The sequence below is a fragment of the Lactiplantibacillus mudanjiangensis genome, from assembly GCF_005405385.1.
GTDB lineage: Bacteria > Bacillota > Bacilli > Lactobacillales > Lactobacillaceae > Lactiplantibacillus > Lactiplantibacillus mudanjiangensis.
In genome coordinates this window covers 475,878-497,220 of the sequence record NZ_BJDY01000004.1, presented here as the reverse complement: position 1 = coordinate 497,220, position 21,343 = coordinate 475,878, and the positions used below count along the sequence as shown (strand labels likewise).

General features: G+C 39.7%; 23 protein-coding genes. 4 read left to right on the top strand and 19 right to left on the bottom strand.

The window, feature by feature from the left end:
- From FFM84_RS10615 to larD, 5 genes are all read right to left on the bottom strand, one after another.
- Entirely contained in the window at positions 1-924 is a 924-nt protein-coding gene (locus FFM84_RS10615) for an NAD-dependent epimerase/dehydratase family protein (protein ID WP_130845229.1), read from the bottom strand.
- Between the two features lie 331 nt (positions 925-1,255).
- On the bottom strand, positions 1,256-2,404 hold the full coding sequence (locus FFM84_RS10610) for a serine hydrolase domain-containing protein (protein WP_165450309.1): 1,149 nt from the start codon (positions 2,402-2,404) through the stop codon (positions 1,256-1,258).
- A 2-nt stretch (positions 2,405-2,406) separates the two neighbouring features.
- Entirely contained in the window at positions 2,407-2,994 is a 588-nt protein-coding gene (locus FFM84_RS10605; RefSeq protein ID WP_130845227.1) for a tyrosine-protein kinase family protein, read from the bottom strand.
- Between the two features lie 26 nt (positions 2,995-3,020).
- Positions 3,021-3,683 carry a hypothetical protein gene (locus tag FFM84_RS10600; protein WP_130845226.1) on the bottom strand — a complete coding sequence of 221 codons (663 nt, stop codon included), beginning with the start codon at positions 3,681-3,683 and terminating at the stop codon, positions 3,021-3,023.
- Positions 3,684-3,775: 92 nt separating this feature from the next.
- The gene (gene larD / locus FFM84_RS10595) at positions 3,776-4,492 is read right to left on the bottom strand and encodes a D/L-lactic acid transporter LarD (RefSeq protein WP_263854472.1); all 717 of its coding nucleotides are present in this window, start codon (positions 4,490-4,492) and stop codon (positions 3,776-3,778) included.
- A gap of 234 nt (positions 4,493-4,726) precedes the next feature.
- Here larD and FFM84_RS10590 point away from each other — a divergent pair, with 234 nt between their 5' ends.
- A complete protein-coding gene (locus tag FFM84_RS10590; RefSeq protein WP_130845224.1) occupies positions 4,727-4,963 on the top strand; it encodes a hypothetical protein in 237 nt (78 codons plus the stop codon).
- A gap of 38 nt (positions 4,964-5,001) precedes the next feature.
- Here the strand turns inward: FFM84_RS10590 and FFM84_RS10585 are convergent, their stop codons facing one another.
- Positions 5,002-5,925: a YihY/virulence factor BrkB family protein gene (locus tag FFM84_RS10585; protein ID WP_225425296.1), complete on the bottom strand. Its 924-nt coding sequence runs from the start codon at positions 5,923-5,925 to the stop codon at positions 5,002-5,004.
- Between the two features lie 122 nt (positions 5,926-6,047).
- Between FFM84_RS10585 and FFM84_RS10580 the strand changes: the two genes are divergently transcribed.
- A complete protein-coding gene (locus FFM84_RS10580; protein WP_130845223.1) occupies positions 6,048-6,989 on the top strand; it encodes a glycosyltransferase family 2 protein in 942 nt (313 codons plus the stop codon).
- A 114-nt stretch (positions 6,990-7,103) separates the two neighbouring features.
- On the opposite strand, the gene wecB is transcribed toward FFM84_RS10580, so the two are convergent.
- From wecB to FFM84_RS10555, 5 genes are all read right to left on the bottom strand, one after another.
- Positions 7,104-8,216 carry a non-hydrolyzing UDP-N-acetylglucosamine 2-epimerase gene (gene wecB, locus FFM84_RS10575; RefSeq protein WP_130845222.1) on the bottom strand — a complete coding sequence of 371 codons (1,113 nt, stop codon included), beginning with the start codon at positions 8,214-8,216 and terminating at the stop codon, positions 7,104-7,106.
- A gap of 122 nt (positions 8,217-8,338) precedes the next feature.
- Positions 8,339-10,150: a serine hydrolase domain-containing protein gene (locus FFM84_RS10570; RefSeq protein ID WP_170179871.1), complete on the bottom strand. Its 1,812-nt coding sequence runs from the start codon at positions 10,148-10,150 to the stop codon at positions 8,339-8,341.
- A 296-nt stretch (positions 10,151-10,446) separates the two neighbouring features.
- A complete protein-coding gene (locus FFM84_RS10565) occupies positions 10,447-12,030 on the bottom strand; it encodes a serine hydrolase (protein ID WP_165450307.1) in 1,584 nt (527 codons plus the stop codon).
- A gap of 163 nt (positions 12,031-12,193) precedes the next feature.
- Positions 12,194-13,222, bottom strand: a complete 1,029-nt coding sequence (locus FFM84_RS10560) for a DarT ssDNA thymidine ADP-ribosyltransferase family protein (protein ID WP_165450306.1) — start codon at positions 13,220-13,222, stop codon at positions 12,194-12,196.
- A gap of 12 nt (positions 13,223-13,234) precedes the next feature.
- The gene (locus tag FFM84_RS10555) at positions 13,235-14,137 is read right to left on the bottom strand and encodes a macro domain-containing protein (protein WP_130845218.1); all 903 of its coding nucleotides are present in this window, start codon (positions 14,135-14,137) and stop codon (positions 13,235-13,237) included.
- A 234-nt stretch (positions 14,138-14,371) separates the two neighbouring features.
- On the opposite strand from FFM84_RS10555, the gene gdhA reads away from it, so the two are divergent.
- On the top strand, positions 14,372-15,727 hold the full coding sequence (gdhA, locus tag FFM84_RS10550) for an NADP-specific glutamate dehydrogenase (protein WP_165444249.1): 1,356 nt from the start codon (positions 14,372-14,374) through the stop codon (positions 15,725-15,727).
- Between the two features lie 71 nt (positions 15,728-15,798).
- Here the strand turns inward: gdhA and FFM84_RS10545 are convergent, their stop codons facing one another.
- From FFM84_RS10545 to FFM84_RS10525, 5 genes are all read right to left on the bottom strand, one after another.
- Entirely contained in the window at positions 15,799-16,338 is a 540-nt protein-coding gene (locus FFM84_RS10545; RefSeq protein ID WP_130845216.1) for a hypothetical protein, read from the bottom strand.
- The gene (locus FFM84_RS10540; protein WP_130845215.1) at positions 16,339-16,707 is read right to left on the bottom strand and encodes a hypothetical protein; all 369 of its coding nucleotides are present in this window, start codon (positions 16,705-16,707) and stop codon (positions 16,339-16,341) included.
- A gap of 134 nt (positions 16,708-16,841) precedes the next feature.
- On the bottom strand, positions 16,842-17,405 hold the full coding sequence (locus FFM84_RS10535; protein WP_130845214.1) for a hypothetical protein: 564 nt from the start codon (positions 17,403-17,405) through the stop codon (positions 16,842-16,844).
- 600 nt (positions 17,406-18,005) lie between these two features.
- Positions 18,006-18,695 (bottom strand): hypothetical protein, encoded by a 690-nt coding sequence (locus FFM84_RS10530; protein ID WP_130845213.1) that lies wholly within the window; start codon positions 18,693-18,695, stop codon positions 18,006-18,008.
- A gap of 147 nt (positions 18,696-18,842) precedes the next feature.
- Positions 18,843-19,292 (bottom strand): hypothetical protein, encoded by a 450-nt coding sequence (locus FFM84_RS10525; RefSeq protein WP_130845212.1) that lies wholly within the window; start codon positions 19,290-19,292, stop codon positions 18,843-18,845.
- A gap of 202 nt (positions 19,293-19,494) precedes the next feature.
- On the opposite strand from FFM84_RS10525, the gene FFM84_RS10520 reads away from it, so the two are divergent.
- A complete protein-coding gene (locus FFM84_RS10520) occupies positions 19,495-20,127 on the top strand; it encodes a hypothetical protein (RefSeq protein WP_130845211.1) in 633 nt (210 codons plus the stop codon).
- Between the two features lie 94 nt (positions 20,128-20,221).
- Here FFM84_RS10520 and FFM84_RS10515 read toward each other — a convergent pair whose 3' ends face one another.
- The 3 genes from FFM84_RS10515 to FFM84_RS10505 all read right to left on the bottom strand — a co-directional run bounded on the left by FFM84_RS10515 (position 20,222) and on the right by FFM84_RS10505 (position 21,336).
- Positions 20,222-20,569, bottom strand: a complete 348-nt coding sequence (locus FFM84_RS10515) for a CAP domain-containing protein (protein ID WP_225425302.1) — start codon at positions 20,567-20,569, stop codon at positions 20,222-20,224.
- A gap of 126 nt (positions 20,570-20,695) precedes the next feature.
- Positions 20,696-21,088: a type II toxin-antitoxin system death-on-curing family toxin gene (locus FFM84_RS10510; RefSeq protein ID WP_130845209.1), complete on the bottom strand. Its 393-nt coding sequence runs from the start codon at positions 21,086-21,088 to the stop codon at positions 20,696-20,698.
- The gene (locus FFM84_RS10505) at positions 21,088-21,336 is read right to left on the bottom strand and encodes an AbrB/MazE/SpoVT family DNA-binding domain-containing protein (protein WP_130845208.1); all 249 of its coding nucleotides are present in this window, start codon (positions 21,334-21,336) and stop codon (positions 21,088-21,090) included. Before FFM84_RS10505 ends, FFM84_RS10510 begins: the two co-directional genes overlap by 1 nt.
- Between the last annotated feature and the right edge of the window lie 7 nt (positions 21,337-21,343).

Here is a 21,343-nt window from a genome sequence, read left to right as displayed (position 1 = left end):
TTAAACTCCCTTCCAATATTCACTCAAACCCTTTTTTAATGACCACTTTGCCGAGTACCCTAAACTAGTTAGTTTATCAATGTTGGCCAATGAACGTTTTACCTCACCATCTCGACCTGTTTCTTTACATATCGATAACTTATGTCCGGCAATCTTTTCATATGTTTGAATAATATCATTGAGAGTTATTTCACGACCATTTGCAACATTAAAGACTTGCCGATGCGCATCACTTTCAGTAATCAACCAAAGTGCTTGAATAACATCTTCAACGTAAATAAAATCCCTTGTTTGCAATCCATCACCAAATAGAGTGAACAACTTATTATTTTTTAAGCAATCCGTTAAAATAGATAACACACCTGAATATGGTGATGTTGGATTTTGACCCGGACCATACACATTAAAGAAGCGCACACAAACCGTCGGTATATTATACAAAGCATCATACGCTAAAACGTAGCGCTCAGTAGCATACTTATCAATAGCATATGGTGATATAGGATCAACACACGAAGTTTCTTTTTTAGGAAGATCAGGTAAATTACCGTACACTGCTGCGGAAGATGTAAATAGAAATTGTTTGATTTTTAATTTAGAAACACGAATAAATTCCAACGTTTGTAACACTGCATTATGATTAATTTCATGTGTTTCGCTCGGACGATCGATTGAATCAGCTACACTTGCCACCGCTGCTAGAAAATAAATATAATCAAACTTTTCTTGTTTTAACAACCGTTGCATAAATTGTTCATTACATACATCTTCAACATAAATAGTAACTAAATTCCGATTTTTAATATTCTTAATATTTCCCATTGATAAATCATCAACAACTACTACCTCTATCCCCTGATTTACCAGGCGATCTACTAAGTGTGACCCGATAAAGCCAGCACCACCAGTTACCAAAGCTTTCACTATGTAACACTCCTTTTAAAATAGCTTATACTTTCACTGCTTTTTGGTATTTCAATAGTCCCTACAAACCGGTTATTCTTCCATTTAAGAGCAACTAGTGCTAAATTGCAGGAATGATTCTAAGCCATACTACTTAAGTTTCCACACCTAAGACGACGTCAAATTTTCCAGAGTACCATTTAGAATGTGAGTAGCCCACGATAACATCTATTACCGGTGATCAATCACATCCCCATAAAACTAAAATTTAACATTATCCTAAGATTTGTCAACGTTTCTATAATAAAATAAGGATCAAGCTTCAGTGTTTGAATGAAATTATCCGATATTCTTAATCGTCTTTCAAAATATCAAACAATTTAGTCGATTCGCTTTGAATATTGATCTCTCTATTAGGATAATTTGTCACGGTTAACAACATTTTGGAACCATTCCTTGCAGCTTTAAGACTAAACATTTGCCCCATTACATTACTATAAAAACTAAAATCATTTGTCGTCATTTTGTAATTACCGTTAATATTATTAATACTTTTTTCGAAATTCACATTATATTTTTTTGCAAAATAGTAGTTATTTATAATTTTGCTGGAAGAAATCAGTACATCTGAAACCGACATTTGCAACTGATTTGTAGCAAAATAAGTTTTGTCCATTGGTAAAATAGTATCTTGCAGAACAGTCCCATTATCAGTTGAATACTTGTAACTTTTTACATCATTCACATAAGTTGCAGTATTTGTATATACGCGTGTATTCGCCAATCCAAGTGGCGTTATTACCAAAGCCTTTAGTGCTCGTTGGTAAGACATGTTCATGATTTTAGATATAAGAACAGCTTTTATAAGGCTATCTGCAGAAACATACCCGGTTGGTTTCGTTGAATACTTATGAAGATACTTAAGATTATACCTTGTTGAAGCATTCGCCGTAACCCTATTTATATTTTGTCTTTTCAAATATAAATCTGATCCATTCACAAGAAAACTTTTGACGCTTAAATTACTAGATACTCCGATATATTTTTTTAAAGAGGCGTTCGAATTAATCTTTCCCTTTTCAATAAGCTTAAAAATAGCCGCCGTATTTAAAAAGTTTTGATACTCGCCAACAAAAAAAACACTATTTAACTTAAATGTATTTTTCAACGTTGCATTTGCATATCCATATTGTCCAGCAAACGCTATTTTTTCTCCAGACGTCGCCACAAAAGCTCCGATGAACTTTTTTTTAGTTAACGCTTGAATATTATCGCTTAACTTTTTTCGACTGGTATCTTTTTTTAAATTATTAACACCTATAGTGGTCTGGCGAGTAAGTGCATCATCTAATGACGACTTTTTAGACACATCGCTTTTACCAACTTCTTTTGAATGTGTATCATCACTTGATCTCAAATTCAAAATCAAGAAAGCTACTGCAGCAATCATAACTACTAGTATTAAAACACTCACATAATGCTTAATCTTTTCGCTTCTCATCATTACCTCTTAGCATTAACATATCCCAAAATTTCAATTTGTTCATTTTTGAAAAATTTAATCATTCTAAAGATATCTTTCTTTGCCGTCTTATTCAACTCGCTCACAATAATAGTCCCATCGGAAACTCCAAATAAATTGCTATTTTGACTTTTAGTCGTAAATTGAGCCGAATTAATAAAAACATGATCATATTGCTTCGATAAATCCATAATAAGATGCTTAAATTTCGGATCACCTATTAAAAACTCGGCTTCACCTTCTTCAATACTACCGGGCGTAATAATTGAGACATTCTGTCCTGGTACTTCATGAATAACTGATTGATTTTTCATATTTTCATTATTCAGGAAGTCAGCTAACCCTTGTTGAGTATTTAATTTAAACGCCTCTGAAAACGAATTATGACCGAAATCAGTATCTACAATTATAGTCTTCTCTTTTGCCTGTCCGTACATAATTGCAAGATTCGCAATTACAGTGCATTGTGCCATTACGTTGTTTGGTGTTGCAAAAGTGATGACTTTAGTAACGGATTCGCCTTCTAAGCCAATATTGATCCGTCGAATTGCTTCTTTTATAGCATTCATTTAGAAAATCTCCCACTTTGTATTTTTCATTTTTTTTCCGGCATTTCTATTACACCTAGATTATTCAAGTGGAAAACATCTGCAATAAATTCCTCGTCCTTCACTTTTCCTAAATACAGTTCTTTGTAAATCATCCACAAACTAGCTATTAAAAAAGCAATAACAAATTCTATTACTGCAAGCATAAATGTTTTTTTATGCGAAGTATTCAACTTTCCTACAGATGCGTTGGAAAGAATTGAAATATTGGCACCAGATAAATATTCACCAATATTAGCAACCAACATCTTCATACCAATCTCTGCTAAATATGTTGAATATTCAGCATCATCACTTGAAACATTCAGCGTAAAAAACGGTGAACTAGAACTATTTGATGCAGCCTTGGTTATTGTCAAATCGTAATCTTTTTTTGTTGTTTTATTTTTCCAATGACTCTTAGCAATTTCGCCATCCATAATTTTCAAGAACTTCTTTGAAGTGACAAATTGTTGATACGAAGAAATCAAATTATAATTATTATCATTTTGAACCATTTCACCAGAAGAAGTATAACTTTTAGCCTGTAGACGCATACTTGCATAAACACCGATACCACTAACTAACACACCAATTAAAAGTGCGGTTAATAAGTATTTTTTCAATATACGTATTAACAAATTTTCATTTATTACAATTTTAGACTTCATTTTAACCTCCTAAGATTAACTGTCAAAAATAATTATACGGTCATACATATGCTTATCATCTTACAACAATCCACTTCTTTTTTGCAAAAAAATTAAACACCAAAAAAACTATGCATAAACAAAGCCGCACAGGCCGCGCCAATAAATGGTGCAATCCCAGGAACGATGATCCCGTATTGCCAATCGCTATCAGCTTTGTTCTTAATAGGTAAGATTGCATGCGCAATCCGAGGACCCATATCTCGAGCAAGGTTCATGGCGAAACCAGTAGGACCACCAAGACCCATCCCAATCGCCCAAACTAACAGACCAACACCAATCGGAACGATCCCCGGCGTCTTCACTTGAGAAATAGCTAAAATACCAGAAATAAAAATAAATGTATCGAAGAATTCGACGAAGAAGTTCCGTGGTAAGTTCCGTACGGCTGGTGCGGTTGAGAATAAGTTCCGAATCGTAATTGGAGAGATTTCATCAGCTGAAGCTGCAAAGTGATCAGCGTACATGATCCAAACGATCACAGCACCGACAACCCCACCTAAAACCTCGGCAATTGAATAAGGAATAAACATTGCCCAAGAAATATTACCTAGTAAGCATTGCGCCAAGACCATGGCCGGGTTAATGCATACATTACCAAAAATAAATAAAGAAATCGTAATCCCAAAACCCCAAGTTGTAATCGCGAAGATATGACCTGAATTCCGGTATTTAGTTCCTTTCAAAACTTCACTACAGTGCACACCCACACCAAATATAATCATCAAAGCGGTTCCCATAAATTCTGCCAGAAGCTGATGAATCACAATAATTCTCCTCCATTGACGCCATTTGCGCCGATTAATTTTTTGAATCCAGTCACGTTAAATATCTTTTCTGAAAGTAACGATCATTTTTTCACACGAACACCATTATACACAAAATGTCCAACATTTAATACGCTTATTTATTAATCCACCGATTTTCAGTGAAGGTCTAGCATTGAACGCAAGTTACGGTATACTTAATTAGTTAGTAAAATTGTAAGTAAGGGGGAAACTTTCATGATTAACCTTGAAGGTACCGCAATTCACCGTGGCTGGAATCGGCGCATGGTCACAGGTAAGACTTTGGCCGAATGTGACGAAAAGTTAGCCAATTACTTGAACAAACAAGACTACGGCGATGGCGAATTCACCGTTTTACACGAAAACGATGGCTCTAACCAAAACACCGGCTATGATTTACCAGATGGTGATGTTTGTTACATCAGCTTCTTAATCTACAATAGTCGACTCTAAACTAAAAAGACTAACCCAATTGGCACTTGCCACTTGAGTTAGTCTTTTTTCGTCCGTGCTTTCCAATGTCGTCGAATTCGTCGAATTACTCGTGGCGACTTCGGTTTGATCTCATGCTCAAACCATTCTTGTAGCGTCGCATTCACAACCCCGCCAAACATTAACAACATCCCCGAAAAATTTAACCAGAACATCAACACAATCAAACTCCCGATTGTTTGATAAGTTGTCACCCGACGCGCAAATAATTCAATATAGATTCGGAACCCTTGTGAAATGACAATCCAACCAACTGCCGTCACTACCGCTCCGACCCAAATGTAGCGCAACTTCACGGCCGCATTCGGTACAAAATAATAAAGTAGAATTGCTAATACAAACATCCCCACAAATGTGATCAAGTTTTTATTTTCTAATAATTTGGTCCACCAAGCTGGAATAATAGATCGTGAGGTGTTAGTTAAGTCTAAAATGGTATCCATAATAATCTGGCTAAGCGTGAAGAAGATGGCTAGCATCACAATCAGGACTAATAGGCCCAAAGTTAACAAAAATGCCATCAGTCGCGTGACAATCGCTCCTTGAGCATTCTTAACTCCATACGCTTCATTCAAGCTCCGCCGAATCGCCGCAATAATCTGTGATGCCGACCAAATTGAGACCACAATCCCAATTGACAAACTTCCATTACCCCCACCGGATAAGAAAGAAACTAAGATTGGTTTAAACGTTTGATAAATGTTACTTGGCATGAACTCTTGGGCATAAGATAAGATTACACTTGTTTTTAAGTTAAAACGTGCGACGATATTTCCCACAATCAAAATAATGGGTGCAATCGACATCAACGCATAATACGCCATCACAATGGCATTATTACTGACATTAGCTTGATTGTATCGCCGAATTAAGATGCTAAACCATTGCATCGTCCTCGGATAACGTTCTTTTAATTTCAACATAATTCTGCTCCGCTCTTAACTTAGTAATGTCAATTATACATTGGATTGCCTTTTGAAACATCTGAAATACGTTTATGGTAAGCTATTAAACAAAACTACTAATAGAATCGGAGGTGTAATGCATGCCTAAAATCAGCCTCATCGTTCCCTGTTACAATGAGGAATTAACCATTGATATTTTCTATCAAGCCGTCGAAAAAGTTTTTCGTGACCACGCTGACATCTTTCAAGACGTGACTCACGAGTATCGTTTCATTGACGATGGCTCAACCGATCAAACATTAACTAAATTACAACAACTACAAGCTACTGATCCTGAAACCGTTCATTATTTGTCCTTTTCCCGTAATTTTGGTAAAGAAGCTGGACTGGCTGCTGGACTGCAAGTTGCGGATGGAGACTATGTCGCAGTCATGGACGTTGATTTGCAAGACCCCCCTGCACTATTACCCGAAATGTTTCAAATCTTGTCAGATAGCCAATATGACTGTGTGGGAACATTACGAGCAAGTCGCCATGGCGAACCGGCGATTCGATCCTTCTTTTCAAGAGCCTTTTACTCAGTTATTAATAAGATCTCTAAAATTCAAATTGTCCCCAATGCCCGGGATTATCGGTTGATGACTCGGCAGATGGTTGACGCCATTTTAGAATTACCTGAATATAATCGTTTCTCAAAAGGTATTTTTAGTTGGGTTGGCTTTAATACTAAATACATTACCTTTGAAAACACTCCACGTTCAGCTGGCAAATCACACTGGTCCTTCTGGCAACTACTGAACTATTCAGTAGAAGCAATTGTCGATTTTTCTGAAGTGCCTTTGAAAGTTGCTACTTTTATTGGAAGTTTCTTTGCTTTTATGTCTGTCATTGGCATCGTTTTTATTATTATCCGTAAGTTAATCTGGGGTAATAGTGTTGGTGGTTGGGCATCATTAGTCTGCATTATTTTACTTGTCGGTGGTATTCAGCTATTTTGTTTAGGAATTATCGGAAACTATATTGGTAAGATTTATCTTGAAAGTAAGCATCGACCACAATACATTGTTAAAGAGCAAAAATAAAAAGGTAGTGTGATTTAAAACCACACTACCTTTTTCACTGTATAGGCTTAACAGCAATTGTATTGTACACATGTCAACTATTATGATACTACCTTTTCACAGCTAGTTCCATCATTAATTGAGTTTTTTTAAAATCGCATCTAAAATATATCCAGCTGCATAACCGTCCCCGTAAGGATTTTCAGCTTTAGCCATTTCATTATATTCAGTTTGATTATCCAATAATGCTTCCATCGCTTTTTGAACCTTTTCACCATTAGTACCGACTAACTTAAGCGTCCCAGCTGTAACACCCTCTGGCCGTTCAGTAGTATCTCTCAAGACTAGCACTGGTTTATTCAACGATGGTGCTTCTTCCTGCACACCACCAGAATCAGTCATAATGAAATAACTTCTGGCTGACATATTATGAAAATCAACAACATCCAAAGGATCAATTAAATGAATCCGTTCAGTATCACCTAAAATCCGCTTAGCCACCGTTTGAACTGCTGGGCTCAAATGTACTGGATAAACAACTTCTACGTCGGGGTGACTTAATACAACTCGTTTAATAGCCGCAAACACTGACTCCATCGGTGCACCTTGATTTTCACGTCGATGCATCGTTAACAGGATCATCCGATGCCCTGGTTCAACTAAATCTAACGCATCATGATGATAATCCGCACTAATCGTTTGTTTTAAGGCATCAATCGCTGTATTCCCAGTAACCGTAATGTTAGCTTCATCATGGTTTTCTTTTAATAGATTAGCTTTACTTAATTCTGTTGGTGCAAAATACATATCGGCCAACACATCAGTTAATTGTCGATTCATTTCTTCTGGATATGGTGAGTATTTGTTCCAAGTCCGCAAGCCGGCTTCAACGTGACCCACTGGAATTTGATGATAAAATGCACTAATGCTGGCCGCAAAAGTCGTCGTTGTATCCCCATGTACCAAAACAATGTCTGGTTTAACTTCTGCCATAATTTCATCTAGCTTCATTAATACCCGACTTGTAATCCCCGCCAATGTTTGATTTGGTTTCATAATATTCAAATCATAGTCTGGTTTAATCTTAAAAATATCTAAAACTTGATCCAGCATTTCTCGATGTTGAGCCGTAACCACCGTTACTGGAATAAATTTATCGGATTGTTTCTGTAATTGCAACACGATTGGTGCCATTTTTATTGCTTCTGGACGTGTTCCAAAAATTGTCATTACTTTTATTTTTTTCATTTTTAGATTCACCCTCACTAATATCTTTACGTTGATTATATCAAAGTAACACTCTATTAGCAGACGCAACCACAAAAAAGTCCAGTTACAGAAATATCTCCAACTGGACCACTCATACTTATTTAAAATTTCTCACTTTGGCTTACAATATCTTGAATCTGTTCGGCTACCGTATCTGCCCCTTTCCAATTACCCTGATTTGCAAACAAAACTACGGCAACCTTGCCATTGTTCGTTCCAAAGTAATAGCTACGGAACCCATTATCAGCGCCACCAATCCGTACAGTATTACCAGCTCGATAATAAACCCCACCAGAATACTTGATCTGTTGGCCATCTGATAGCTGTTGGAAACCAGCTTGCCCATCTAATTTACCCGTAAATAGACTATTAATAAATGTATAGTAATCCCCAACGCTGGCATAAACATTGCCACACCCCAACTCGCTAGATAACAAGTCAGTCGAAATATTATTAGGCTGTGACTGCCCGTTATTGTCTGTATACGATAATGGATTCGTCAAATTACTTGGAATCTGATTATATAAGAAAGTATGCTGCATTCCCAATGGTGTTAAGACATCGCTTTGTAAATTACTCATGTAACTTTTACCAGTTACTTTACCAATAATCCCAGCTAATAGCGTGAAGTTAGCGTTCGAATAGTTCCAAATATGTTGATCTGTAGATGTTAAATGACTAATCGTAAACGCCACTTGGTCCGACTCATTGGTTAACGGTGGCGTTGGGATTGGTTCACCCATTCTAATCCCGGAAGTATGATCTAATAATTCCCGAATCGTGATATCTTTTGCAAATGGCACTTGTGGGTAATATTGGCTTAATGATGTGGTCATCGTCAATTTACCCTCATTAATTAAGTGCTGAACCACTGCCCCAGTTAACGCTTTTTCTAACGATGCTAATGGATAAGGTTGATTGGTACTATTTGGGATCTTTTTAGTGACATTCGCATCACCATAGTTCATTACCTTAACCCCAGCTGGCCCATCATTTGTTACCAACAGTGTTCCCATAATATGGTTTTGCGTGATTAACGCATTAATTTTCGCCATCGCTTGTGCTTCAGTCAACGGCCCACTAGTAATTGCGGTGGCTGGCTTAGTCACAACTGGCGTTTTCGAACTGGTTGTTGAACTACTAGTCGTACTTGTGGCGACACTACTCTGATTAGATTGACTTGAACTGCTAGTCTGATTAGCGGGTTTAGTTGGCGTCGTTACTGGTGTAGTTGGTGTCACCACACTAATTGGCGCGGTAATACCAACTGTTGGCGCAGCGGCAACCGCTACGGGCTTAGGTGTCGTAATCACCGTATCAGCATCGGCCGGTAATGTGATACTTAGATTCACCGTTGTGGCTTTGATCCAGCCATGAATACCACTTTTACCTTGTGCATAATAATACTGACCAAAATCGGTCTGAGCCGCTTGTGTAACCTTTAAATGCGCTGCCTTAGCTTTAGCCGCGGTTAACGTCTTATGCTGCATTACCTTTTGAGTCGCTTGTGGCCCATTAACACTAACCGTTAACTTCTTAACGGTTGTCTTCGCAGTTAACGTGCCCCTAGCCGCCTGCTGCTTAATAATCGCCAGTGTCCCATTTGACTTCACATGGGTTAATTTGGCTGTCTTATTTTGCTTCAGCCACCCATGCCCTTTTAATTGAACATACTCACCACCTGATCCGTGCCGCCGTTGCACCACCTGGTAAACTTGATAGGCGGACAACTGCCGCTTATGCCCCAGTTTTACTTGATGGGCCGTCTTAGGCACCTTCGGGTAAACAGCTAACCTAGTCAGTTCTGGCTTCACCCGAACATACGTGACTTTAGCACTAGCTGACGCACCCACAACGCCACCTAATAAAACGGCCATACTAATCAATCCAACTAAACTTCGTTGCATTTTCATCATCGCTAACTCCCCCTCGTGGCTTTGATTGTCGTCATCATACGACCACCCCGAGAGAAATGCATCGAAACTAAATTTTATTGTTAAACTGCCTAACATGATGATCAAACAAGCAAGAGTGGGACAAAAGACGGTTTGCTACCGAGCATAGCCTAGGAATACGAATGATTGTGTACTTTCAATCGTTTGTATTCCGTAGCTCGATTGCATCATTAGTCTTTTGTCGCACGTTTCGACTATAAATATTCGGAGACACAAAAAACGAGTTTGGTTTTTGTCCCAAACTCGCTCACAAATTATTTTGTTAATATCGTTTCAATTTTCTTGGTTGTGGCTTTAGCAGTTGTATGGTTTGCTTGATTCCAAAACCCAATCACCGTCACTTTTCCATCGCCAGTCCGCGCGTACGACGTACTGATATGGTTATCGTACCCCGTAGCTGACTGCCGGCCATCAGCAGCATAATATAAGCCCCCGGCATAACGGTGTGTCGTGATTAAGCTGGTCAAATTAGTGTGCCCCGCTGTTGACAGCATTTTACCCTCGTTAAAGGCCGTCACAAATTTATAATAATCACTCACTGACATACTCAGATCGCCCGCGCCCAATTCGCTAGCCAACAACGGCTTGGATATGGTATAAGTCGTCGCGTAGTCAGTTGTCTTGTAGGCATAGGGTGTCACAACACCGGTGGTTGGCAATTTGGCTGGCGCATAAGTCTTCGTCATTTTAGCGGGTGTTAAGATACGTTGCTTGAGATTAGCTGCATAAGATTCCCCAGTAACCTGACGAATGATGCCTGCGAGTAACGTAAAGTTAGCACTCGTATAATGCCAAGTATGCTGATTCGTTGATTTCAAATGCGTTAACGTCCAGTTAATTGCCGCGGTTTCACTCAACACCTTGCTAGGCTTAGCCTCAGGCATCGTAATTCCCGACGTATGCGTCAACAATTCTTGAATCGTAATGGTCTTCGCATATGGCACTTTCGGATAGAATTTACTCAATGGCGTCGTCATCGTTAAGGCCCCACTTTGAACAAGCTGTTCGATCATCGTTCCCGTCATCGCCTTTTGCAGTGATGCGATTGGATAGATGGTCTTTTCGGTATTCACTGCTTTGGTCGCGGCGTTAGCGTAGCCGTACGACCGAACAACTGGTGTTTTGGTCGTCGCTGTCGTCATCAATAACGTTCCTTTTAGGTGACCTGCGTTTACTAAGGCATCGATCTTTTTAGTGGTCGCTGTGGGCAAACCAGTTGTCGTGGCCGCTTTTTTAGTGGCGACTTTAAATCCGGTTGATTTCACCCAACCATAATTTTTCTGATTCTTTTGTAATTGATAATACTTGCCAAAATCAGTCGAACTTTGTTTAACCACCGTATAAGCCTTAGTAGTTAACGTTTTAGCCGCTACCTTTTTAGTAGTTAACTTGGCCTTGGTGGCCGTCGGACCTTGAACCGTCACGGCCACCTTTTTAGCATTACCGGTAAGTTGCAACTGGCCAGTTAATTGCTTGGTTTTAAACGTGGTTAAAAGACCATCTTTAGTCACATGCGTTAACGTCTTCATATCTGATTGATTGATCCAACCGATTGTTTTGCCAGCCAAAGTTTGCACATGCCGATACTTGAACGTCAAATACTTACCAGTGGTGGTACTGCGATAAACTTGATCACTGGCAACCGTTGCATCAGTTCCATTCTGCAGTGTTTGCGTTGACGTTGGCACTTGCTGATAAACTGCTAATTTCCCCGCATATGGTTTTAATTGTAAATAAACGGGGCGCGTCGTCGCTGAACTGGTTGGCATACCAACAACCAAGCTGCCGACCAAGCTCACTAAACCTAACAATCCCACAATCCCTACTTTTTTAAACATTCTCATGGTTTTCCCCCTGTAATTTCACGCTCATAACTATACGGCGTTTAACTAGAGAACGCAAGATTAAGTACACTAAACAAATAATTGCCCATAAATAAACAGCTGGCACAATATACCAGCTGTTGTGTGAACCTTATTTAATTGATCTCGTGACACTATGTTAGTACGGCAAATTATTACTAGCATAGTAAGTTCCGTAGTAAGCGAGGTGACCATCTAGCTCAATCATCATTCGATATGCAGACGTATCCATTGATTTTAAGTTGATCAGCTGACGCTCGGGTACTAAATGACCGCCACCCGTAACTAAAAATTTTTTCTTAGTTGCATCTTGAAAACGAACATTAAAATCTAAATAAGCTTTTCGGTTTTCAGGAACTAATGGGTCATCACTATCAGCCCATTCAACTGGATACGCATCATCGCCCAAATGCATCTGAATATTAACATGATCATCATCCATTAAAACATTATCGACATAAGTCCAATTTTTGAAAAAGTAAAGATTATCTTCATCAACCCGTACTTTACTAATATATTGTTCTAAATGTCTGAATTTTAGTAAGTTAATGATTGTTTCCTTTTCAGCGACACTCCTGACCATAATGTACAGAAGATGCGTTAATGGCAACTCATGTGGCACGATAATCTCCGCATGCCGATGATGAATAATATTATTACGTTCATCAGGTCCAAATGCACTATCATGATAGATTAAATCAAAAGGTAATTCACTAAACGCCTGCGAACCCGATAGCAGGTGTGGCTCCTGGTGCAAAGCCAAACTTGTTGCACTAAATTTAGTATCAGGTAAGGCTAAAATTTGGGCTAACGGAAACAGTAAATAAACTGGGAATGGACACTTCGCCTGTTTATATTTCGATTCCGCTCTAAATCCCTCATTATTATTTAGCGTTGGCGTTTGTGGTCGAAAATACAGTCGAACGGCCTGTTTAATTGCCTCATTTGTCCCGGCAATGACTTCAGGATTAGCATTTTCATTGACCATACTATTGGTTTGTTGCGCATCCCACCGCGAAATAAGGTGACCCGTCCGCAAAATAGTTGCCAGATTTTGTTCATCTGTAAAATGATAACAATATCGTGGCCAGACCTTTTGCTTAGCAGGACTTAAGCCTGTTGCGATATTACCATGCAATAAATCGTTAATCGTTTTCGTATAAGACAACTTCAAGGCCCCCTAAGCTAACTCCCGAACACTAGCTTCATGGATCTTTTCCTTGGGCAATTCAGCCTTACTTAGTAGCAAGCCATTGACCGTTTGACCGTCATACGACACATTTGCTGACTCAACATACGACAAATAAGTCATTAACTTTTCAAAAAAGTCGGCATCCTGATGTCGCATAACCACACTAGGAAAATCGGGCGTAATCAACAAACCATTGTTACGCAATTTATTCCAACTTTCCGCAATATCATTTTTTGTTAAATAATAATCAAGCTCATCATGAACAACATGGATCGCCTTAGCGTTGGCATCAGCAGGATCTACTTCAATAACCTTAGCATTCACCTCATTAGCTGATAACAAAGCATCGTTTAAATCTTGAATTACCTGCATATAACTTAGCGCAGTCGGGCTACTATCTAACCACTGACGAATCGCTTTAGGTTTTGAATATTCTTGATTGGCACCATTAGCTTGATAAATATGAATATAAACGCGAATGGGTAAATCACCAAGATAGCGTTCCATCAAGGGTTTGACCTCATTTTCCCAATCTAGTCCACCGTTACCAGCACCTAATTGTGGAAACGCAATCGACGTGATTTCCTTTTCACGATAGGTCTCGACAAATTTTTTCAAACCAGCTTCTATATAAGACAGCTTTGATTTATTTCGCCAATTCTTTTTTGTTGGAAAATTTAAGATCCATTTGTTAGGTGTTTTATAAAGCCACAGTTTACCAACCGTTAACTGTCCATTCTCACAAAATTTTTGATATTGTTTAAACATATCAGGATACATTTTTTTAAAATTTAACGCAATCCCTTTTCCCATAACACCAACAGTATTAACCGTGTTAACAAGTACTTTAGCCGGGCTATCAAAAAGATTACTATTCATGTACATTAACATGCTAATACCTCATCTCCAAATTATGCTAAATTTTGTATACTTTTTTCTTAACAAATGCCGATATATCAATATTTATGACCGAATTAACTATACAATATAGTATACTTTTTTGGCGATTTTTTCCACTATATCACTATCCACAAAAATTCACACAAAATTAGTCATTTCAACTAGTGCATTTTCCGAACAAAACCAGTAAACTATGTTTTATAGTTAATTTTTATTAATGGAAGGATGATTATATTGAGTCAAGCAACCGACTATCTCCAACACGTTTATGCGGTGATCGAACAACGCGATCCGCACCAAGTTGAATTTCTAGAAGCGATCCACGATTTCTTCCAAACGATGACGCCCGTTTTTGAACGCCATCCTGAATATATCGAGGCCAACATTTTGGAACGACTCACCGAACCAGAACGCGTGATTCAATTCCGTGTGCCTTGGCTAGATGACGCCGGTCATGCGCAAGTTAACCGCGGATTCCGGGTGCAATTTAACTCCGCCATCGGACCTTACAAAGGTGGCTTACGCCTTCACCCTTCCGTTAATTTAAGTATCGTTAAATTCTTAGGCTTTGAACAGATCTTCAAAAATGCCTTAACTGGCCTCCCAATTGGTGGCGGTAAAGGTGGCTCGGACTTCGATCCTAAGGGTAAGTCCGACAATGAAATCATGCGCTTCTGTCAAAGCTTCATGACTGAACTCAGCAAATACATCGGCTTAGACACCGACGTTCCCGCTGGTGATATTGGTGTCGGTGGCCGTGAAATCGGCTACTTGTATGGCCAATACAAACGACTCCGTGGCGCTGATCGCGGCGTCTTAACCGGGAAAGGCTTGAATTACGGCGGTTCCCTCGCTCGGACCGAAGCCACTGGTTTCGGGTTAGCTTACTACACCGAAGAAATGTTAAAGGCCCACCAATTGAGTTTCAAAGGCCAACGGGTTGCGATTTCCGGCGCCGGTAACGTGGCGATCTATGCCATTCAAAAAGTCACAGCACTTGGTGGCAAAGTCATCACTTGTTCCGACTCTAACGGCTATATCATTGATGAAAATGGGATTGATTTTGCCGTCGTTAAACAAATCAAAGAAGTCGAACGTGGCCGAATTAAAGATTATGCTGATCGGGTTCATGGTGCGACTTATCATGAAGGGTCCGTTTGGGATGCACAGTTGGCTTATGACATTGCCTTGCCATGTGCCACGCAAAACGAAATTGATGAAGCTAAAGCGAAGACCGTCATCGCTAACGGCGCCAAAGCCGTCGCTGAAGGGGCTAACATGCCTAGCTCACCAGAAGCCATTGCGGCTTATCAAGACGCCAATGTCTTATACGGCCCAGCCAAAGCCGCCAATGCTGGTGGCGTGGCAGTTTCTGCCTTAGAGATGAGTCAAAACAGCCTCCGATTAAGCTGGACGTTTGACGAAGTTGACACACGCTTGAAAGCGATCATGCAAGAAATTTTCGCCCAATCAGTCGCCGCGGCGGATGACTATGACGTTAGTGGTGATTATCTCAGTGGCGCGAACATTGCTGGCTTCACGAAAGTTGCTGATGCCATGATTTCACAAGGGTTAGTTTAAACATTAAATAAGGTTAACGCCAGTCAGTTGGCAAAGCAGATTGCTTTGTTAGCTGACTGGCGTTTTTTATTTTAATTGGGTTTACTAGTAACCATCTCTTCCACCCGTTTTAAAATAGCCGCATATTTTTGATCACTAAAAACGGTTGTGAAGATCGCTTGACGCCGCCGCAATAACTGATAAAAAGCCGTTTGATTCGCCGCCATCGTTAACAAGCTATCCTGTTCATCGGACTGCAGCACTAACCCATTCTCAAGTTCTGATAAGCTACTATGACTGATACCCAGAATTAAGGCATATTCGCGACCACTCAATTGGTACCGTTCCCGATTAGCTTTAATCGCTGCCGGTGTTAAGATCTGATAGATTTCACGATAACGAGACCAATCACGACGAATATTCAGATCAGGATCTTCAAGCGGTTCCAAATAACCATCGGGATCTTCAAGATCAACGCCCGCCGGCACCCAATAAAGATGTGGGTTTGTCACCCAATGCTTGCGAACTTTAGTAGTCTCTTCAATTTCGATTTCAGTATAGTGCGTCTGTTGCTGCAATGCCGGTCGATAATAAGCGACTTGGCGAATAATTTTAGGCACTGATTTTGACATCTAATGGCCTCCTCTAATTTGGTGAAACGTAAAATCTGGGAAACGTTCTGCTGGATGTAACGATCTAAACTCGGTTCCTGTTGGTGTCATAAAGAATTTAATATACATCTGATGTTGATACAAAGGCATGATAAATTCAAAAACCGATGAATCGTTATCCACATGCCCATGTTGCTTACTCGGTCTTCGATAATAATAACCACTGACTAAAGTTGAGACTGCATCGGCTAACACCTTTTGAGATGATAACCCATGCAGTAGCATAAATTGCTTAGATTTTCGATTAAGTAAAATCATAATTTGTTTTTCCAAAAAATCTTGTCTAATTTTCAGGATTGCCAATTCAACCTGGAAATCGTCACTTTTCATTAAACCGCTCCTAGCGGTTGTTACTTACAAGTAACAGTTTATTCTTTATTTCAAAAAATTACAACCTTATCGTTTGATGAGGTATCAAAAAAAGAGTCCTCCTTATATAGAGAACTCCGTAAAATCAAGCTGATTTAAACTTTTGAATCGGGATAACCGGTATGCTCAACTAATTGGTGATACGTTTCATGCAGCGTCTTGGCTGCTACATGCCAACCAACTTTCAATAATGGAATCAAGTGTAATGGATCTTCTACCGGAATGTTATGCGTATGCGCAAACTTAAAAATAGCTGGCAAAACATCCATGTCCGAATTAGCAAAGTAATAATTGCCCGCATCGGTCACCACAAAAATGGTTGCACGGAACGCATGCCGTGGATCAATCCCCGCCGATGCGTGCCACCGAATCGCCCCAATTTGAATTAATTTAATTTCAGATAATTGCATTTCGCCTAAATTGCGTTGTTCTGGTGACCAGAGCACCACCTTACTTGGTGTTAATTCAACGACCGCATGCTTTTCACTATGCGTGCCCGACAACCGCCGCAACCAATTGGTTTCTTTAGCTGGTTCCGGATATTCTTGTCCCTGAATTTCAAAGTGAAACGGTACAATACACTTTTTTGCGCGATCAATTGCCCGATAATGGCCGGCAATTTGATGGTTCGTAAAAATCGAAGCCATGGGTTTAAACATGTCGATCACACCCCTTTCACGATTAAGTATACGCTTTCAATGGGTATTTTACAGTATTTTAGTGTTGATTTATGTTGGCTTTCCGAAACATGTTCGGCCCCCCTGCCCCCTCCCGTTTAGCTATGTTAGCCAATTATGACGCAAATCCATCGTCATAATTGACTAGCTAGGCTAATGCTCAGGAACTCCCGACCACCTGAACACTCTAGACACAAAAAGTGACCACCGAATTACTCACCCGTAACTCAGCCGCCACTATTCATTGATCGCATCTTAGTTCTCAATCCTATGTGCGCATAATCGCAAGTCTCAACTATGTGTGCTGACGAATTATTGATATCAACCGTCACCCCCAAACATGACAACTAAGCCAATCATCACCTTAACTTAATGGATGATTGTAGTACCTCCAAATGATGCCTTTTGACCTTGCCCATTAAACATTTAACTGGAGCAACTATCCCGACCAACGCTATTGTAGCACAATTGTTAACGCTTACACAAGCCTATATTAAATTATTTGTCTATACTTATTATCAACGTAACAATTCATCATAAAAAGCAAGATAATCAAAACCCGATTACCTTGCTTTATTTAATTTACATATGAACATGTTCTGGCATGGCTTGGCCCAAATAAGGTTTCTCGACCAAACTTACATCGTGCGCAATTGCTTGTTTAATCATGTCTTGCAATTGTGTATCTGATAATGCCGGTTGAACAACTGCAAGTCCTTTAGCCGCTTGGGCATCAGCATACGCCTTTAACGCCATATTACGATCCGTCAAATGCTTCGTTTCAAACGCCGTCACCCAAGACGCAACTGGATTAGTCGTTTGTGCCTTAAATGTGAGCGTTTGACCGGCCTTTGCCTTGTTCGGCTGTAACCCACGTACTCGTTTATCACGACTCATCCGAACTTTTAACGTTGAACTTGTCACCGTCATCACACTAGTCCGTTTCTTCTTTGCTAGAAAATGATGACTGACCGCAGCTTCTTGGAAGTTATGGGCGTAACGCCACCGCATCTTTTGATACTTCAACGTGACCTTATTACCTTTTTGATGTTCACTAACAATTTTGTACGTCTTCACCCGGCCATTGGGTACTTGTTGATAATCCCCAACTAACAAATATTTGCCACTCTTATGAATGACTAATTTTTGTGCTTGATTGACATAGTAACCAGACAGCGCTGACGTTTTTGCCTGCGCTGAAAAACTTGGTACCACCGCAGCGAAACTTAAACCAGCCACGCCAGCAGTCAATAATTTCATTATTTTTTTCATGATAATCCCCCCAAATACAGTCTTACTAACCCAACTTAAATATACGTCATTTACCCCACGTTTTCCAGTATAAACCGCATTTTCTTTAAAAAATTTGGGAATATAAAAGACGACCGTCGCAACGATCGTCTCATGATAATTTTTAACTTAGTTTTCAGCGTTTTCTTGTGTGGTTTGACCACCATCAAAATCAGCTGGCATAATTGCAAAGTTACTTGCTTCAGTTGAAAGCAAAGCAGCGTATGCGCGCGCCTTTGATGACAAGGCTGGGATAACGGCGTTGTTCAAGTCATTTAACATGTCTTGTTCGTCATCTTCCAATTGGTTGTCGCCAGATTGACGTTCGATAATGCTGACCATTTCACCACTTAAACGAATGATCGCAAAAACGGTTGCAGAAAGGTCATACATTTCTTCTTTGTAAGTGACGTCTAATTGGGCTTGGACAACATCATCGCCAAACGTCTTTTTAACGTCATCATTAGCTGGTGTATAGCTGAATTGGCCTTGGCCAGGTTCATCTTTACTTTCGTCACGATCGTAAACAATTTTAAAATGTAAATCTTGGATAGCTGAGTTTAAAATTTCAATATTCATTAGGCAAACTCCTTTTTTGTGTTACCCCTACCATAACGAAAAAGACGGGATAATACAATCAAATTTGCCCAGTTTTGGTTAAATCTTTATCCATTTCTCGTAAAGGTTAGGTAAAGATTAATTTTTAATTGCCAACCATTGACGCACCTGTACACAACCAGTAAGCTTAAGAAGAACATTATTAATCGGGGGGTAACACATTATGAAGCATCGCATGATTTTATCAGTTCTAGCTTTAGCCGTTGGTGGTAGCTTGGCTATCAATGCCACAACCGCCAACGCCGACACCACCAGTAACGCTTATCAGGCCCATCTACGACTACGCGCGAAGCCCAGTACATCTAAACAACGAGCACACGCAAAAACAACGGCGAAAACGACGACCAAAAAGGCAACGACGGTCACATACGGGAAGCTCAAAGCGGCAGACAAGAAAAAGGTCACGATCGCATTAACTAACCAAAAACAACCGTTAACCGCCATGACTAAGTTAAATAAATCGACTAGCAAGATCGTGACTTACTATGCTTACAGTTTCAAGCTTAAAAACAAGACCAAGAAGACGGTTAAGTTCTACTTCAGTAACTTACGCTTCAATGTCTACGATTTAACTGACAAGACGGTGCCAACTAAAAACTTGAAGCCAGCTGTTACGTCTGCGCACATCACGTTAAAAGCCGGTGCTTCCAAGACGGTTAAGCAAGCAGTTGCCATGAATCCAAGTGCTTTCACAAACACAACAAAGCATTCACGGATTGCCTTCTTTACTTACGGTAACCTCGCTAACAACAAAGCGATGATTGGGACTGTGACATTAGGCACCAACACTAAATAACGCTATTCAAAAAGACGATCAATTGATCGTCTTTTTTTGACCGCTAATCGGTTTCATTCACGGCATTCCAAACCGTACTGTGGCTGTCGACGTATCAGCCAATGCCAACTTGAGTCGCTTCAGATTCAATCAAATTATCACGATAGCCCCAACCTGAAGCAGCATCATGATACAAATATTGATTGGCCGCTTGCTTACCAAAATCGAACGTTCCTACCGTGGCTTTAGAAGCACTCGTATAATACAAACATTTAGATATTAAATAGTAGCTGATACCCATCTGATCAGCCGCTTGTGCCGCGGCCATATTGCCGGCAGCATCATAATGTGACAACTCCTGTTGTTTGCCACAATCTAACGCCCGCTGAGTCGCCAACTTCGTTAAATTAGCATTCAACGTCAATGGTTGTGCCCCCGTCTTAGCACGTTCAGCGTTAACGATTACTAAAAAAGGGGGAATGACTTTCCCCCTTCAAGAATAACTGGCTATCTTAGATATTTTCAACGTATTTTGAATTAGTATACTCAAAAAGCGTTATATGTCACATGACATATAAATTTTTTTAACTTAGCATTTAACCAGATGTTGCCCAATATCCTCATACACCTGTTTATATTCTATATCCTTGTCCTGTTTTTTAGCAATATTCAACGCAATATCTGCGATTTGTTGATTGGTATACGTTAGGCGATAGCCATTACGTTTGGCCATTTGCATCAACGCAATCACAGCCGTTCGTTTGTTGCCATCTGCAAAGGGATGTAAATTGATAATTTTAATGAACACAATTCCCAATTTTTGATTAACTTCGGGATACGCATCAGCATCAAAAAAAGATTGCTTAGGTAGTGCTTCAATCGATTTCAGGCCTCCAAGATTTTGTACTCTTGATTGTTCGTCATGCTCATTTAAAACGGCAAAGTTTATTGCTAATAATTGCTCGGCGTTTAGATATTCCATTACTCGTCACTCTTCCTCAGAATTTCTAACGCTTCATGGTATTCGGAAATCGTATCGTTCAAATCATTCATAAAGTCCTGAGTCACATCATTTTTCTTTTTTACGGACAATCCACCATTCTCCAGCTTAACTTCCAGACGACTTCCCTTTTCAATACTTAAGGACTTTGCCATATCGGCGGGAATGGTGAATCCGATCGAATTACCTACCCGAATCGCGCTACGAATTTCTTCTTTTGTATTTTCCATGCTGGTT